The organism is Streptococcus bouchesdurhonensis (assembly GCF_948472335.1).
This window is the reverse complement of sequence record NZ_CAOKTW010000011.1, coordinates 1-15225: the sequence shown is the minus strand read 5'-3', so window position 1 is coordinate 15225 and position 15225 is coordinate 1. Positions and strand designations below refer to the sequence as shown.

The following is a 15225-nucleotide window of genomic DNA, read 5'->3' as shown; positions in this document are numbered from 1 at the left end:
CTAAAATATTACAAAGGAGTAGAAAAATGAAAAAGAAAACCTATATCAAATTGATGGTAGCAACTGTATTGGCTTCTACCTTGCTACTGGGAGCTTGTGGAAATAAAAAGGAAACAACTCAAGCAAGCAGTTCTGCTAAGATAAGCCAGTCATCAAGCTCTAAAGCAGCCTCTTCTAGCAAAGAAAGCAAGACTCAGAAGTCCTCAACTTCAGCTTCATCTGAAAAGGCCAAGGCATCTACTGATCAATCTTCAGCAACTGCAAGGCCATCACAAGTGGCACCTGCACCAGAGCAAAGACAAGGTCAAGAAGTGTCTAATCAACAGGCAGCTAGTCAACAAACTCCTGCTCAGGCTCCTTCAACTCAACAGGCTCCTCAATCCCAGTCTAACCAATCAAGCTATGATCCTACAACTGACCGCAAACTTCAAGACAAACAAGCAGAGCAAAATAAACGCTACAAGGGTGTTTTAACCATGGTAGATGGTGATTTCTCAGCTGCAGCGGGCAATTGGAAGGGAGCAAATGGCGAAACCATCACAGTTTCATCAGGAGGTCAATTCACAGTAGAATCTGCTGATGGAAAGAAAGAAAACTACTCTATCAGAGGCTACTCTTATACTCTTGATGATGGCAAGTATAATGCCAAAATTGGTGGAGGAAAAAATCATCCAAATTACAACAGGAGCGGATGGCAAGGTTTCCAGTGTTGCTTTGAGTCAATAATAACCCTTAGTATTTGAATTTTTACAGTCAAAAACCCGTAACCTTTAAGAGAGTTACGGGTTTTGGTCTATTAAGCCTTATCCAATTGCAAGAGGGCTTCAATCTCTGCTAGGGTGCTAGCTTGCGAAATGGCTCCACGGAGTTTGGCAGCGCCAGATGTTCCACGGAGATAGTGAGGAGCGAGGCCACGGAATTCACGAACTGCGACGTTTTCTCCTTTGAGGTTAATCAATCGTTTCAAGTGTTCGTAGGCGATTTTCATCTTATCTTCAAAGGTCAAATCAGGTAGGATTTCTCCTGTTTCAAAGTAATGGTTGATTTGGTTGAAGAGGTAGGGATTTCCTATGGCAGCGCGGCCAATCATGACTGCATCAGCACCGACTTCTTCAATGCGTTGTTTGGCTTCTTGAACTGTACGGATGTCACCGTTGGCGATGAAGGGAATCTTGGTCAGAGCTTGGGCAACCTTGTGCAGGGTCTCAAGGTCTGCGTGACCTGTATACATTTGCTCACGGGTACGGCCATGCATGGCGAGGGCAGAAACACCTGCAGCCTCAGCAGCGAGGGCATTTTCTACTGCAAGAGATGGGTCCGCCCAGCCGGTACGCATTTTGACAGTAAGTGGGATATCAAGGACAGACTGGACCTTGTTGATGATAGAGTAGATCTTGTCAGGATCCTTGAGCCACATAGCTCCAGCTTCGTTCTTCACGATTTTGTTGACAGGGCAGCCCATGTTGATATCGACGATATCGGTCTTGGTGTTTTCTTGGATAAATTCTGCTGCGCGTGCTAGGCTGTCTTCATCGCTACCAAAAAGTTGGATAGAGACAGGGTTTTCGCCCTCATCGATATGAAGCATGTGCAGGGTTTTTTCGTTGTTGTATTGGATTCCCTTGTCAGAGACCATTTCCATTACAACGAGTCCAGCTCCGAGCTCTTTTGCGATGGTACGAAAGGCTGAGTTGGTCACGCCAGCCATAGGTGCTAAAACAGTACGATTGGGAATCTCAACATTGCCAATCATAAAAGGTGTATTAAGATTTGTCACGAATGAGTTCCTCCAGGTCGTTTTCATCAAAGTTATAAGTTGTTTGGCAGAATTGACAAGTGATTTCTGCCCCGTGGTCTTCCTCTTTCATTTCCTGTAAGTCTGAGCTTGGAAGGCTGGCAAGAGCGTTCATAAAGCGTTCATGGCTACAGTCACATTGGAAACGGATTTCTTCTTCAGAAAGACGCTTATAAGCCTCGTCACCGTAGATAGCCTTGAGGAGGGCTTCAATATGGTCTTCACTTTCCAGAAGCGTTGAGATAGCTGGCATTTCTTGGATGCGTTTTTCAAAGCGAGCAATCTCTTCTTCCTTGGCTCCTAAGCAAGACTTGGACTAGGAAACCACCTGCAACCTTGACCTTGTCTTCTTCGTCCAAAAGGACATTGAGGCCGACCGCTGAAGGTGTTTGTTGGCTTTCTGTTAGGTAGAAAGCAAGGTCTTCCCCAATCTCTCCAGAGATGAGTGGGGTCAAGGAAGTATAAGGATTTCCAATGCCGTAGTCTGTGATAACGAGAAATTGACCATTTCCAACAAAAGGTCCAACTAGGACTTCACCAGTTGCAGTCTTTTTGATGTCAACACCAGGATTTTGAACGTAGCCTTTGACGTTCCCCTTGGTATCAGCAACGGTGATAATGGCTCCTAGAGAGCTAGTTCCCAGTACCTTCACTGTTAGTTTGGTATTTCCTTTTTCATTGGCTGCGAGAATCTGGCTGGCGATAAGAGTTCGACCAAGCGCTACAGTTGAGCTGGCTTGGGTTTGGTGTTTTTCTTGAGCAGTGCGGACGGTTTCTGTGCTATCAAGGACAAAAGCACGAAAGGCTCCGCTTTCTGATATAGTTTTAATAATTTTATCCATAGCTACTATTTTAGCATAAAAATGCCCAAAGGGGGAGCCGTGTGTTTGCTGATTTTTAGGATAATGGACCAGGAAATCAGCATGAAAATAAAAAGAGAAACAGATTATTTCAGCATTTGTAAGATTTATGCTATGCTTAAGGTAGAAAATGAAAGGGGTAACAAATGTATTTAGGAGACTTGATGGAAAAGGCTGAATCTGGCCAATTTTCAATCCTTTCCTTTCTATTACAAGAGTCTCAGACGACCGTCAAGGCTGTAATGGAGGAAACAGGATTTTCAAAAGCAACCCTAACCAAATATGTCACCCTGCTCAATGACAAGGCTTTGGATAGTGGTTTAGATCTGAATATCTCCTTAGAAGATGAAAATCTGCGTCTATCGATCGGTGCAGCTACCAAGGGGAGAGATATTCGGAGCTTGTTTTTGGAGAATGCTGTTAAATACCAGATTGTGGTCTATCTTCTCTACCACCAACAATTTTTAGCCCATCAGCTGGCTCAAGAATTGATGATTAGCGAGGCTACGCTTGGGCGTCACTTGGCTGGTTTAAATCAGATTTTGTCAGAATTTGATTTATCCATCCAAAATGGACGTTGGCGAGGTCCAGAGCATCAGATTCGCTATTTCTATTTCTGTCTTTTCCGCAAGGTCTGGTCTAGTCAGGAGTGGGAAGGTCACATGCAGAAACCAGCGAGAAAGCAGGAAATTGCTACACTAGAAGAAATCTGCGGTGCAAGTTTGTCTTCGGGTCAGAAATTGGACTTGGTTCTCTGGGCTCATATCAGTCAACAACGTCTTCGGGTCAATGCTTGTCAGTTTCAAGTGATAGAAGAGAAAATGCGAGGGTATTTTGACAATATTTTCTACCTTCGTTTGCATCGAAAGGCTCCGTCCTTTTTTGCTGGGCAACACCTCCCTCTCGGAACTGAGGATGGGGAGATGATGATATTCTTCTCTTTCCTCCTATCCCATCGCATTCTTCCTCTTCATACTATGGAGTATATCCTTGGTTTTGGAGGACAGTTGGCAGGTTTACTGACGCAATTGATTCAAGAAATGAAGAAGGAGGAGTTGCTGGGCGGTTATACAGAGGATCATGTTACCTATGAACTCAGTCAGCTTTGTGCTCAAGTCTATCTATACAAGGGCTATATTTTACAGGATCGCTATAAGTACCAGTTAGAGAATCGTCATCCATATTTACTGATGGAACATGATTTTAAAGAGACAGCAGAGGAGATTTTTCATGCTCTGCCTGCTTTTCAACAGGGGACGGATTTGGATAAGAAAATTCTCTGGGAATGGCTCCAGTTGATAGAATATATGGCTGAAAATGGTGGCCAGCATATGCGAATTGGTTTGGATTTGACATCTGGTTTTCTTGTCTTTTCAAGGATGGCAGCCATTTTGAAACGGTATTTGGAATACAACCGTTTTATTACCATTGAAGCCTATGACCGAACTCGGCATTATGATTTGCTGGTTACCAATAATCCGATTCATAAGAAGGAACAGACCCCAGTTTATTATTTAAAAAACGACTTGGATTTGGAAGATTTGGCAGGGATTCGTCAGTTATTGTTTAGTTAAAGAAGATGGCAAAAAAACTCAATTTTAGGAGAAAAAGAAGTAAAATTTTCTGCAATAAAACGCATATTATCGAGTCTTTTCAACACTTGACAATATGCGTTTGTTTGACTTTAAATTCTTTTTGCTCAGCCTTTTATTTTATATTCTTAGACAAAATTGCTAGAATTACCTCGTTATCATTTGTGTTATCTACTTTAATAAGACCTGTATCAATTCTACTAAATAATGAATTAATAATGATTAGTCTTTCCTCTTTATCAATATTTGTACCAGCATAAGTCAAAGATTGATAAAATCTAGTTAAAGCTGCTTTCTGTTTGTATTCGGTGGCTAAATGATGATTTGACATTACGATTTTTACCAGTATTCTAATTATATAGATAAAGAAATAACAGAAATAAATACGAATGATTCTGAAAGAAAAGGAATTTCTTTGATGATATCTAAAGAATAATTATGTATAACTGTAATTAATTTTGTCGAAGTAAAAATTAAAGCTAGTACAGTTACAATAAGGATGATAGTCCAATTTCTAGCCTGCTTTATATATTCTGTAGCACGTTTATTCCAGAGTTGTTCGGGTGCCTCCAATGATAGTTTATTCTTATAAGTCTCCTCTAAATGTTCAAGTTTATCTTTCTTTTCCTTTTGCCAACGATTTATTGAGCTTTGAAACTCTTTTAATTCTATGGCCTTATCATCAAATTGTTGTTGAATATCATTGTATCTGTTTTCGATAAAAGAGGTAATTTCTTTATATTGTTCATTAGAATTATCAGAAATTTCTTGTAACTTACTGGTTAATGGATATATAATATTTTTTCAAAGTCGAATATATTTTCCCTAATATTAGAGAACTGTTTTCTAAGTAAATACAGAGCTTGATAGAATTGGTATGGATAAGAGCTTGAAAAATAATTGCCTATAGAACTTATATTCTTAGAGAGATAGATGTAACTTCTTATCGCTTCTGTAAGATTGTCTGTTGTTTGCTCTATATAGAATGAAACAAAACTCTTTATTTTTCGAATTTCTAAATCTTTATCAATAGGTGAATCAATTGATAGTATGTAAACAAGCTTCCCTTGCTCAGTAGTTTCACGACTACTTGACAAGTTATAATAAAGATAGTTATTTATAGTATCCGTATTTAAGTCGTCAATCTCAGAAAGAAATTTCCTTATGCCATTTATCTTATTATTCATGATTTGCCAATTTGAATAATAATTAGATGGTGCTTTTTCTGAAACAATCTTCCAATAGTCAAAATTAGTTTTTATTACTTTTTCAATTTGATCAAAAGTAAACATCGCTTCACGTTCGTTGAAGTTTATAGTATTGTTACTGTTAATTGTAAATCGAAATAAAATTTTATCATCCAAAAAATTAGATATTTGTTTGCTCGTAAAACTCATCATACTACCAGCCTATTTAGTCGTTTGAAACTTCTTATTTTTAATTAATATCCTAAAATAAGTGCTCTTACCATTTATTGATAAATCTTTTCCGTCATCTCCTTTTCGGAATCCAACAATTTCAAATTGATTTGGATTAAACTTATGAAGAAAAGTTATTGGAACTCCCATAACTCCTCGATAATCATAAGGAATATCTACTGTTTTATTGATATTGATACCGTTGTAATTATCGTAGGTTAAATATTGGTCTTCATTATTTTTATACTTTTTGGTAAGAATAATGTCCTCGTGCCTTTTGAAATTATCTAAATTTGTTAGCCATAAACAGTTATTAGGGGAAACAATTCTTTCACCACGTTCATTTATAGTGGTTTCTGTCCCATAGAGTTCATAGTGGTCTGGAACGATAAATCCAGAAATACCACGTCCCATATTTATCCCCATCCAAACTTTATTGTTTTCTATGAGTTTAAAAGTTTCTTTGTAAGTAATAGCATTAATATTGCCAATGATTAAAAATTGTTTATCATATTGAACAACTTGTGCAAGGAAGTCTCTGAAAAGTGAAAATGGTGGATTTGTTACCACTATATCTGCTTCTTTTAATAGTTTCATACTTTCCTCACTGCGGAAATCACCGTCACCTTTAAAAAATGTTACGTCATTTAGACTGGGAATAATGACCTCTTCTTTTTTCCCAGTGTATTCATAGTAAAAGCCATTTGAAATTTCTGAATTTAAGCTAAATAAATCAAATTGTTGTTCGATATAACAGGATGCAATCAGCTTTTTCAAACCAAGTTCATTAAAATTTTGAGCAAAATATCTATAAAAATTGCTAGTTCTGGGGTCATCACAATTGCAAAATATAATTTTGTTTTTGAAATGTACCTTGTAATGATGTAACTCCCTATCTATATCTTGTAGTTGAGTATAGAACTCATCATTTTTATTTTTTTTTGCCTTTCTTAAAAAATCATTTTCGTTTTTTCTCATTATCTTATTCCATACTCCTTGTTAATTGGTTAAAAATATCGCTTCCCAAAACTTTAAGAGACGTCTTAGCAACATCTAACATTATATTAAACATTTCCTGAGGATTCCAGTGACTTCCATCACCAGTTGTATAGATAGAGGTTGCTTGAAGCATTATTGATTTGTCTTTATTTTTTATAAATTTATTTTTGCACAAATTAGTATTGATTGGCATGCCGTAATTGGCAGCAGTTAGTCTGTCTAAGCGGTTTAGTATTCCTGAGTCATGTTCAAGTATAACAGACCGTCCGTCTGGCCGTATTACAGAGATAGTTTGCGTTAAAAAATTAGAACCTTCTAGAAAAATAATATAAGGGAAGTGTTCCTCGGATAGCATAAAATTTGCTATTTCAGCAATATTTTTATGTGAGCGTTCAATAGCATTTCCAGCCATTAAATCTTGGTCGTTGTTTTTTCCTACTAGTTTACCTGATTTAATATTTTCAATATCTTTTCCTTGATGTTTAGCTTCTGTTACTAGAACTACACGCCAACTGCCTGAATCATCTTTTACCTCAATGATACCGCCGTCAGGAATAATACTTGCATTCTGTGTAAATAAAGTTTTTCCTAAATCTTTATCCAGCTTACTAAGATAATGATTAATCTCCTTTTTACTAACTGATTTTCTAAATCTAAACTCTAACATCGGATATAATTCCTCTAGTTTCGATTTTACTAGATGAGAGATAGTGCCTACGGCAATATCATGAGATTTTGCATCTTCTCCGAATATACCTACTACTCCTCTTGAATCTTTATGTTGGTTAGTTAGACGATTAGATTGATTCTTTTTAGCCATAAAATTCTCCCCTTTTTTATATTTTGAGGTGTTTTTAGTTATTAACAATATTATATCACACTATGAATGGGTATTAAATAATTGCATTATGTAAACTTTTCATATCGTAAATCTTAGCAAAAATACTCTTATTAGCTACTTCTTCATTAAAATAGGTTATTAAATCTAACTTTTGAGGCCTTTTTTGTGAAATTCACACAATCTCCTCACATTTTTTAAAAAATTAAAAAAAGTTGATGAACAGGAAAGCGCTTTATTTTGTATACTAGTAAGTGTAAAGAGGGAACACCTCAAGATCTTTATCAGGAGGACAGCACATGTCACAAGAAAAATACATCATGGCCATTGACCAGGGAACTACAAGTTCTCGTGCCATCATTTTCAACAAAAAAGGGGAAAAGGTTAGCTCGAGTCAAAAAGAGTTTACCCAGATTTTCCCTCAGGCAGGTTGGGTAGAGCACAATGCCAATGAAATTTGGAATTCCGTCCAGTCTGTTATTGCTGGAGCTTTCATCGAAAGTGGTGTGAAACCAAGTCAGATTGAGGCAATCGGGATTACCAACCAACGTGAAACAACGGTCGTTTGGGATAAGAAAACAGGACTTCCTATCTACAATGCTATCGTTTGGCAATCACGTCAGACAGCTCCTCTGGCTGAACAGCTGAAAAGCCAAGGTTATGTGGAAAAATTCCATGAAAAGACTGGTTTGATTATTGATGCTTATTTCTCTGCTACCAAGGTTCGTTGGATTTTGGATCATGTAGAGGGCGCTCAAGAGCGAGCAGAAAAAGGGGAATTGCTCTTTGGTACTATCGATACTTGGTTGGTTTGGAAATTGACTGACGGTGCGACTCACGTGACTGACTACTCAAATGCAGCTCGTACCATGCTTTATAACATTAAAGAACTCAAATGGGATGATGAGATTTTGGAAATTCTCAACATTCCGAAGGCTATGCTGCCAGAAGTTCGTTCTAACTCTGAAATCTACGGTAAGACAGCGCCATTCCATTTCTACGGTGGACAAGTGCCAATTTCTGGTATGGCTGGGGACCAACAAGCAGCCCTCTTTGGACAGTTGGCCTTTGAACCTGGTATGGTCAAGAATACTTATGGAACAGGATCTTTCATCATCATGAATACTGGTGAAGAAATGCAGTTGTCTGAAAACAACCTCTTGACAACCATTGGTTACGGAATCAACGGTAAGGTTTATTATGCCTTGGAAGGTTCTATCTTCATCGCAGGAAGTGCTATTCAGTGGCTTCGTGATGGTCTTCGCATGGTTGAAAATTCACCAGAATCTGAAAAATATGCTCGTGATTCTCACAATGATGATGAAGTTTATGTCGTTCCAGCCTTTACAGGACTAGGAGCACCATACTGGAACCAAAATGCTCGCGGTTCTGTCTTTGGTTTGACTCGTGGAACAAGCAAAGAAGACTTTATCAAGGCAACTCTTCAATCAATTGCTTATCAAGTACGTGATATTATTGACACAATGCAGGTGGATGCTCAAACAGCTATTCAAGTATTGAAAGTGGATGGAGGTGCAGCCATGAATAACTTCCTCATGCAGTTCCAAGCTGATATTTTAGGCATTGACATTGCACGCGCTAAAAACTTGGAAACAACAGCTCTAGGAGCAGCCTTCCTAGCAGGTTTGTCAGTAGGTTACTGGAAAAACTTGGATGAGTTGAAACTTTTGAACGAGACAGGAGAACTCTTTGAACCATCGATGAACGAATCGCGCAAGGAACAACTCTACAAGGGCTGGAAGAAGGCTGTGAAAGCAACGCAAGTCTTTGCGGAAGTAGACGACTAATACTGGCAGAATAAAGCGATTTATTTAGAAGGTGTGTAAATATGGAATTTTCAAAGAAAACACGTGAATGGTCAATTAAAAAAATGCAGGAACGCACCCTGGATCTCTTGATTATCGGTGGAGGAATCACAGGGGCTGGTGTAGCCTTGCAGGCGGCAGCTAGCGGTCTTGAGACCGGCTTGATTGAAATGCAGGACTTCGCAGAAGGAACATCCAGCCGTTCAACAAAATTGGTTCACGGCGGTCTTCGCTACCTCAAACAATTCGACGTAGAAGTAGTATCAGATACGGTTTCAGAACGTGCAGTAGTACAACAAATTGCTCCACACATTCCAAAACCAGACCCAATGCTCTTACCAGTTTACGATGAAGATGGAGCGACCTTTAGCCTCTTCCGTCTTAAAGTAGCCATGGACTTGTACGACCTCTTGGCAGGTGTCAACAATACACCAGCTGCTAACAAGGTTTTGAGTAAGAATCAAGTCTTGGAACGCCAGTCAAACTTGAAGAAAGAAGGCTTGGTAGGAGGTGGAGTGTATCTTGACTTCCGTAACAACGATGCGCGTCTCGTGATTGAAAACATCAAACGTGCCAACCAAGACGGTGCCCTCATTGCCAACCACGTGAAGGCAGAAGGCTTCCTCTTTGACGAAAGTGGCAAGATTACAGGTGTTGTAGCTCGTGATCTCTTGACAGACCAAGTATTTGAAATCAAGGCCCGTCTGGTTATTAATACAACAGGTCCTTGGAGTGATAAAGTACGTAATTTGTCTAATAAGGGAACGCAATTCTCACAAATGCGCCCAACTAAGGGAGTTCACTTGGTAGTGGATTCAAGCAAAATCAAGGTTTCACAGCCAGTTTACTTTGACACAGGTTTGGGTGACGGTCGTATGGTCTTTGTTCTCCCACGTGAAAACAAGACTTACTTTGGTACAACTGATACAGACTACACAGGTGATTTGGAGCATCCAAAAGTAACTCAAGAAGATGTAGATTACCTACTTGGTATTGTCAACAACCGCTTCCCAGAAGCGAATATTACAGTTGCTGACATTGAAAGTAGCTGGGCAGGTCTTCGTCCATTGATTGCAGGGAACAGTGCCTCTGACTATAATGGTGGAAATAACGGTACCATCAGTGATGAAAGCTTTGACAACTTGATTGCGACTGTTGAATCTTATCTCTCCAAAGAAAAAACACGTGAAGATGTTGAGTCTGCTGTCAGCAAGCTCGAAAGTAGCACATCTGAGAAACATTTGGATCCATCTGCAGTTTCTCGTGGGTCTAGCTTGGACCGTGATGATAATGGTCTCTTGACTCTTGCTGGTGGTAAAATCACAGACTACCGTAAGATGGCTGAAGGAGCTATGGAGCGCGTGGTTGATATCCTCAAAGCAGAATTTGACCGTAGCTTTAAACTCATCAACTCGAAGACTTACCCTGTTTCAGGTGGAGAATTGAATCCAGCAAATGTGGACTCAGAAATCGAAGCCTTTGCGCAACTTGGAGTTTCACGTGGCTTGGATAGCAAGGAAGCCCATTACCTAGCAAATCTTTACGGTTCAAATGCACCGAAAGTCTTTGCCCTTGCTCACAGCTTGGAACAAGCGCCAGGACTCAGTTTGGCAGATACTTTGTCCCTTCACTATGCAATGCGCAACGAGTTGACTCTTAGCCCATTGACTTCCTTCTTCGTCGTACCAACCATATGCTCTTTATGCGTGATAGTTTGGACAGCATCGTTGAGCCAGTTTTGGATGAAATGGGACGATTCTATGACTGGACAGAAGAAGAAAAAGCAACTTACCGTGCTGATGTAAAAGCAGCTCTTGCTAATAATGATTTAGCAGAATTAAAAAATTAAGAAAAAATAAAAGAGGTGGAGGGTAGCAATCCTTGCCGCCCGCCCCTTCTTTTTAATGGAGACAGAAAGATGATGAATGAATTATTTGGAGAATTTTTAGGGACTTTAATCCTGATTCTTCTAGGAAATGGTGTTGTTGCAGGTGTGGTTCTTCCGAAAACCAAGAGCAACAGCTCAGGTTGGATTGTGATTACTATGGGGTGGGGAATTGCAGTTGCGGTTGCAGTATTTGTATCTGGAAAACTTAGTCCAGCTCATTTAAACCCAGCTGTGACCATCGGTGTGGCCTTGAAAGGTGGCCTGCCTTGGGCTTCCGTTTTCCCATACATCCTAGCTCAGTTTGCAGGGGCTATGCTGGGTCAGATTTTGGTTTGGTTGCAATTCAAGCCGCATTATGAGGCAGAAGAAAATGCAGGCAATATCCTGGCAACCTTCAGTACTGGACCAGCCATCAAGGATACTGTATCAAACTTGATTAGTGAAATCCTAGGAACTTTTGTATTGGTATTGACAATCTTTGCTTTGGGACTTTATGACCTTCAAGCAGGAATCGGAACCTTTGCAGTGGGAACGTTGATTGTCGGTATCGGTCTATCACTAGGTGGTACAACAGGTTATGCCTTGAACCCTGCACGTGACCTTGGACCTCGTATCATGCACAGCCTTTTGCCAATTCCAAATAAGGGAGATGGAGACTGGTCTTACGCCTGGATTCCTGTTGTAGGCCCTGTTATCGGAGCAGCCTTGGCAGTGCTTGTATTCTCACTTTTCTAGTTTATACTCTTCGAAAATCTCTTCAAACCACGTCAGCGTCGCCTTACCGTACTCAAGTACAGCTTGCGGCTAGCTTCCTAGTTTGCTCTTTGATTTTCATTGAGTATTAGAAAACAATTATTTTGATAGAGCTTGAGATGGAAATCTCAGGCTTTTTTTTTTGAAATATACATAGAAAAACCGCATAATCCTTAAAATAAACTGAAATCTATTGAAAACATACGGTAAACAATTGAAAAACTAGTCTATAAAGTGGTACAATAGTAGAAAAATACTATAGTAAGAGTCTATCTTATTTAGCAAAAATTACAGAAATGAATGGTTTTTCTTGATGAAACAGAGAAAAGAATTGTACCTCTTTCTTGGTCGGACAGCCTTGTATTTTCTTATCTTTCTAGGGCTGCTTTACTTCTTTAGCTATCTTGGTCAGGGTCAAGGAAGCTTTATCTATAATGAATTTTAACTTGAAGGAGAATCCCTATTGTGTCAAATAAACCAATAGTAGATATGATTGAAACCATTGAGCATTTTGCTCAGACACAGCCTAGCTATCCTGTTTACAATGTTTTGGGTCAGGAACACACTTATGGAGATTTAAAGGCTGATTCGGATAGTTTGGCTGCAGCCATTGACCAACTAGGCTTGCCTGAGAAGTCTCCTGTGGTCGTTTTTGGTGGCCAAGAATATGAAATGTTGGCAACTTTTGTAGCGCTGACTAAGTCAGGTCACGCCTACATTCCAATTGATAGCCATTCGGCCTTAGAGCGAGTTTCGGCTATTTTAGAAGTAGCAGAGCCAAGCTTGATCATTGCCATTTCAGACTTTCCATTGGAGCAGGTTTCAACACCTATGATGACTCTAGCTCAGGTTCAAGAAGCCTTTGCTCAAGGGAATAACTATGAAATCACACATCCAGTCAAGGGCGATGATAATTACTATATCATCTTTACTTCTGGTACGACTGGTAAGCCAAAGGGAGTGCAGATTTCACATGATAATCTCCTCAGCTTTACCAACTGGATGATTACGGACAAGGAATTTGCGACACCGAGTCGTCCGCAAATGCTGGCTCAACCACCTTATTCTTTTGATCTATCTGTCATGTACTGGGCACCGACCTTGGCACTGGGTGGTACGCTTTTCGCTCTTCCTTCAGCTATTACTCAGGATTTTAAGCAACTCTTTGCGACCATCTTTTCATTGCCAATCGCTATCTGGACTTCAACACCATCCTTTGCGGATATGGCCATGTTGTCTGAAGACTTTAACAGCGAGAAAATGCCAGGAATCACGCATTTCTACTTTGATGGTGAAGAATTGACGGTCAAAACAGCGCAAAAACTGCGTGAGCGATTCCCAAATGCCCGTATTATCAATGCCTACGGCCCAACAGAAGCGACAGTAGCCTTATCAGCAGTTGCTGTGACAGACGAGATGTTGGCGACTCTCAAACGCCTACCAATCGGCTATACCAAGGCTGATTCTCCAACCTTTATCATTGACGAGGACGGCAATAAATTGCCAAATGGTCAACAGGGAGAAATCATTGTTTCTGGACCAGCTGTTTCAAAAGGTTATATGAACAATCCTGAAAAAACAGGGGAAGCCTTCTTTGAATTTGAAGGACTGCCAGCCTATCACACAGGTGATGTGGGAACCATGACAGATGAAGGCTTGCTTCTCTACGGCGGACGCATGGACTTCCAGATTAAGTTCAACGGTTACCGCATTGAGTTAGAAGATGTCTCTCAAAACCTCAACAAGTCTCGCTTTATCGAGTCTGCTGTCGCAGTACCGCGCTATAATAAGGACCACAAGGTGCAAAATCTATTGGCTTATGTCATCTTAAAAGATGGTGTGCGTGAGCAGTTTGAGCGAGATATTGATATTACCAAGGCTATCAAGGAAGATTTAACAGATATTATGATGTCCTACATGATGCCGTCTAAATTCCTTTACCGAGACAGTTTGCCACTGACTCCAAATGGAAAGATTGACATCAAAGGATTGCTTAACGAGGTGAATAAGAGATGATGGAGTTCTTTCAACAGCTTCCTCATTTAGAGCCATATGGCAATCCTCAGTATTTTGTCTATGTGGTTGTTGCAACCTTGCCCATCTTTATCGGTCTCTTTTTCAAGAAACGCTTTGCCTGGTATGAAGTGCTGGTAAGTCTCTTCTTCATCGTCACCATGTTGGTGGGTGGAAAGACAAATCAATTGGCTGCCTTGGGTATTTACCTTTGCTGGGAAATAGTGCTCCTGCTTTTCTACAAGCATTATCGAAAAAGCAAGGATGGCAAGTGGGTCTTCTACTTAGTTAGTTTTCTGTCCCTCCTTCCGATTATCCTTGTCAAGGTGCAGCCAGCTATCAATGGAACGCAGTCTTTGCTTGGATTTTTGGGAATTTCTTACCTGACCTTTCGTTCGGTTGGAATTATCATCGAGCTGAGAGATGGAGTGATTAAGGATTTTACCCTCTGGGAATTCCTTCGTTTCCTTCTCTTCATGCCGACTTTTTCAAGTGGACCAATCGATCGCTTTAAGCGATTTAATGAAAATTATCAGGCCATTCCTGAGCGAGATGAGTTGATGGATATGCTGGATGAATCTGTTCGCTATATCATGTGGGGCTTTTTGTATAAGTTTATCCTAGCTCATGTTTTAGGAGAGACCTTACTCCCTCCTCTGAAGAATCTAGCCCTGCAGTCAGGTGGCTTCTTTAACCTCTATGCCTTGGCAGTTATGTATACCTTTGGTCTGGAGCTCTTCTTTGACTTTGCAGGTTATTCTATGTTTGCCTTAGCCATCTCAAATTTAATGGGAATCCGTAGCCCTATCAACTTTAACAAGCCCTTTTTATCAAGGGATTTGAAGGAGTTTTGGAATCGCTGGCATATGAGTCTGTCTTTCTGGTTCCGTGACTTTGTCTTTATGCGAATGGTCATGGTATTGACCAGAAAGAAGGTCTTTAAAAATCGCAATGTAACCTCAAGTGTAGCCTACGTTGTCAATATGCTAATCATGGGATTTTGGCATGGAGTGACTTGGTACTACATCGCCTATGGACTCTTTCATGGATTAGGCTTGGTCATCAATGACGCTTGGATTCGCAAGAAAAAAACGCTCAATAAGGAGCGGAAAAAAGCAGGGAAGCCTGCTCTACCTGAGAATCGCTGGATTCAGTTGCTTGGCATGGTTGTCACCTTCCATGTCGTCATGCTGTCATTCTTAATCTTTTCTGGATTCTTGAATGATTTATGGTTTAAAAAATA

The 15225-nt window shown here is 40.0% G+C and carries 10 protein-coding genes and 4 pseudogenes; 8 read left to right on the top strand and 6 right to left on the bottom strand.

What is annotated here, in order from left to right:
* The first annotated feature begins 26 nt into the window (after positions 1-26).
* Positions 27-726 (top strand): annotated as a pseudogene (locus tag QMQ21_RS15735) (hypothetical protein).
* A 70-nt stretch (positions 727-796) separates the two neighbouring features.
* Here the strand turns inward: QMQ21_RS15735 and dusB are convergent.
* A complete protein-coding gene (gene dusB / locus QMQ21_RS15730) occupies positions 797-1777 on the bottom strand; it encodes a tRNA dihydrouridine synthase DusB (RefSeq protein WP_000183307.1) in 981 nt (326 codons plus the stop codon).
* Positions 1764-2637 (bottom strand): annotated as a pseudogene (hslO, locus tag QMQ21_RS15725) (Hsp33 family molecular chaperone HslO). Before hslO ends, dusB begins: the two are co-directional and overlap by 14 nt.
* Positions 2638-2801: 164 nt before the next feature.
* Here hslO and QMQ21_RS15720 point away from each other — a divergent pair.
* Positions 2802-4229 carry an AcpB/EbpR/MafR family transcriptional regulator gene (locus QMQ21_RS15720; protein ID WP_023936776.1) on the top strand — a complete coding sequence of 476 codons (1428 nt, stop codon included), beginning with the start codon at positions 2802-2804 and terminating at the stop codon, positions 4227-4229.
* A 133-nt stretch (positions 4230-4362) separates the two neighbouring features.
* Here QMQ21_RS15720 and QMQ21_RS15715 read toward each other — a convergent pair.
* The 4 genes and pseudogenes from QMQ21_RS15715 to QMQ21_RS15700 form a co-directional block, all read right to left on the bottom strand.
* Positions 4363-4967: pseudogene (locus tag QMQ21_RS15715) on the bottom strand (DUF6161 domain-containing protein).
* Positions 4968-5029: 62 nt separating this feature from the next.
* A complete protein-coding gene (locus QMQ21_RS15710) occupies positions 5030-5647 on the bottom strand; it encodes a hypothetical protein (protein WP_261814777.1) in 618 nt (205 codons plus the stop codon).
* Between the two features lie 9 nt (positions 5648-5656).
* Entirely contained in the window at positions 5657-6643 is a 987-nt protein-coding gene (locus QMQ21_RS15705; protein ID WP_023936772.1) for an adenine-specific methyltransferase EcoRI family protein, read from the bottom strand.
* A 4-nt stretch (positions 6644-6647) separates the two neighbouring features.
* Complete coding sequence (locus tag QMQ21_RS15700; RefSeq protein WP_261814776.1) at positions 6648-7484, bottom strand: EcoRI family type II restriction endonuclease; 837 nt, start codon at positions 7482-7484, stop codon at positions 6648-6650.
* A gap of 317 nt (positions 7485-7801) precedes the next feature.
* Here QMQ21_RS15700 and glpK point away from each other — a divergent pair, with 317 nt between their 5' ends.
* The 6 genes and pseudogenes from glpK to dltB form a co-directional block, all read left to right on the top strand.
* Positions 7802-9310, top strand: a complete 1509-nt coding sequence (gene glpK, locus QMQ21_RS15695) for a glycerol kinase GlpK (protein WP_000076800.1) — start codon at positions 7802-7804, stop codon at positions 9308-9310.
* 41 nt (positions 9311-9351) lie between these two features.
* Positions 9352-11177, top strand: a pseudogene (gene glpO, locus QMQ21_RS15690) (type 1 glycerol-3-phosphate oxidase).
* Positions 11178-11246: 69 nt separating this feature from the next.
* Positions 11247-11951, top strand: a complete 705-nt coding sequence (locus QMQ21_RS15685) for an MIP/aquaporin family protein (RefSeq protein WP_031233680.1) — start codon at positions 11247-11249, stop codon at positions 11949-11951.
* 331 nt (positions 11952-12282) lie between these two features.
* Positions 12283-12414, top strand: coding sequence for a teichoic acid D-Ala incorporation-associated protein DltX (locus QMQ21_RS15680; RefSeq protein WP_000813667.1), 132 nt, complete (start codon positions 12283-12285; stop codon positions 12412-12414).
* Positions 12415-12434: 20 nt separating this feature from the next.
* Positions 12435-13985 (top strand): D-alanine--poly(phosphoribitol) ligase subunit DltA, encoded by a 1551-nt coding sequence (gene dltA, locus QMQ21_RS15675; RefSeq protein WP_023936763.1) that lies wholly within the window; start codon positions 12435-12437, stop codon positions 13983-13985.
* Positions 13982-15225, top strand: a 1244-nt coding sequence (dltB, locus tag QMQ21_RS15670; RefSeq protein ID WP_023936761.1) for a D-alanyl-lipoteichoic acid biosynthesis protein DltB, incomplete at its 3' end; no start/stop codon positions are given. The genes dltA and dltB, both read left to right, overlap by 4 nt.

Bases quoted from the DNA above. Each gene is read 5' to 3' on its own strand.
- QMQ21_RS15705 (WP_023936772.1), bottom strand. From the start codon at position 6,643: ATGAGAAAAAACGAAAATGATTTTTTAAGAAAGGCAAAAAAAAATAAA.
- QMQ21_RS15710 (WP_261814777.1), bottom strand. From the start codon at position 5,647: ATGATGAGTTTTACGAGCAAACAAATATCTAATTTTTTGGATGATAAA.
- glpK (WP_000076800.1), top strand. From the start codon at position 7,802: ATGTCACAAGAAAAATACATCATGGCCATTGACCAGGGAACTACAAGT.
- QMQ21_RS15680 (WP_000813667.1), top strand. From the start codon at position 12,283: ATGAAACAGAGAAAAGAATTGTACCTCTTTCTTGGTCGGACAGCCTTG.
- QMQ21_RS15720 (WP_023936776.1), top strand. From the start codon at position 2,802: ATGTATTTAGGAGACTTGATGGAAAAGGCTGAATCTGGCCAATTTTCA.
- QMQ21_RS15685 (WP_031233680.1), top strand. From the start codon at position 11,247: ATGATGAATGAATTATTTGGAGAATTTTTAGGGACTTTAATCCTGATT.
- QMQ21_RS15700 (WP_261814776.1), bottom strand. From the start codon at position 7,484: ATGGCTAAAAAGAATCAATCTAATCGTCTAACTAACCAACATAAAGAT.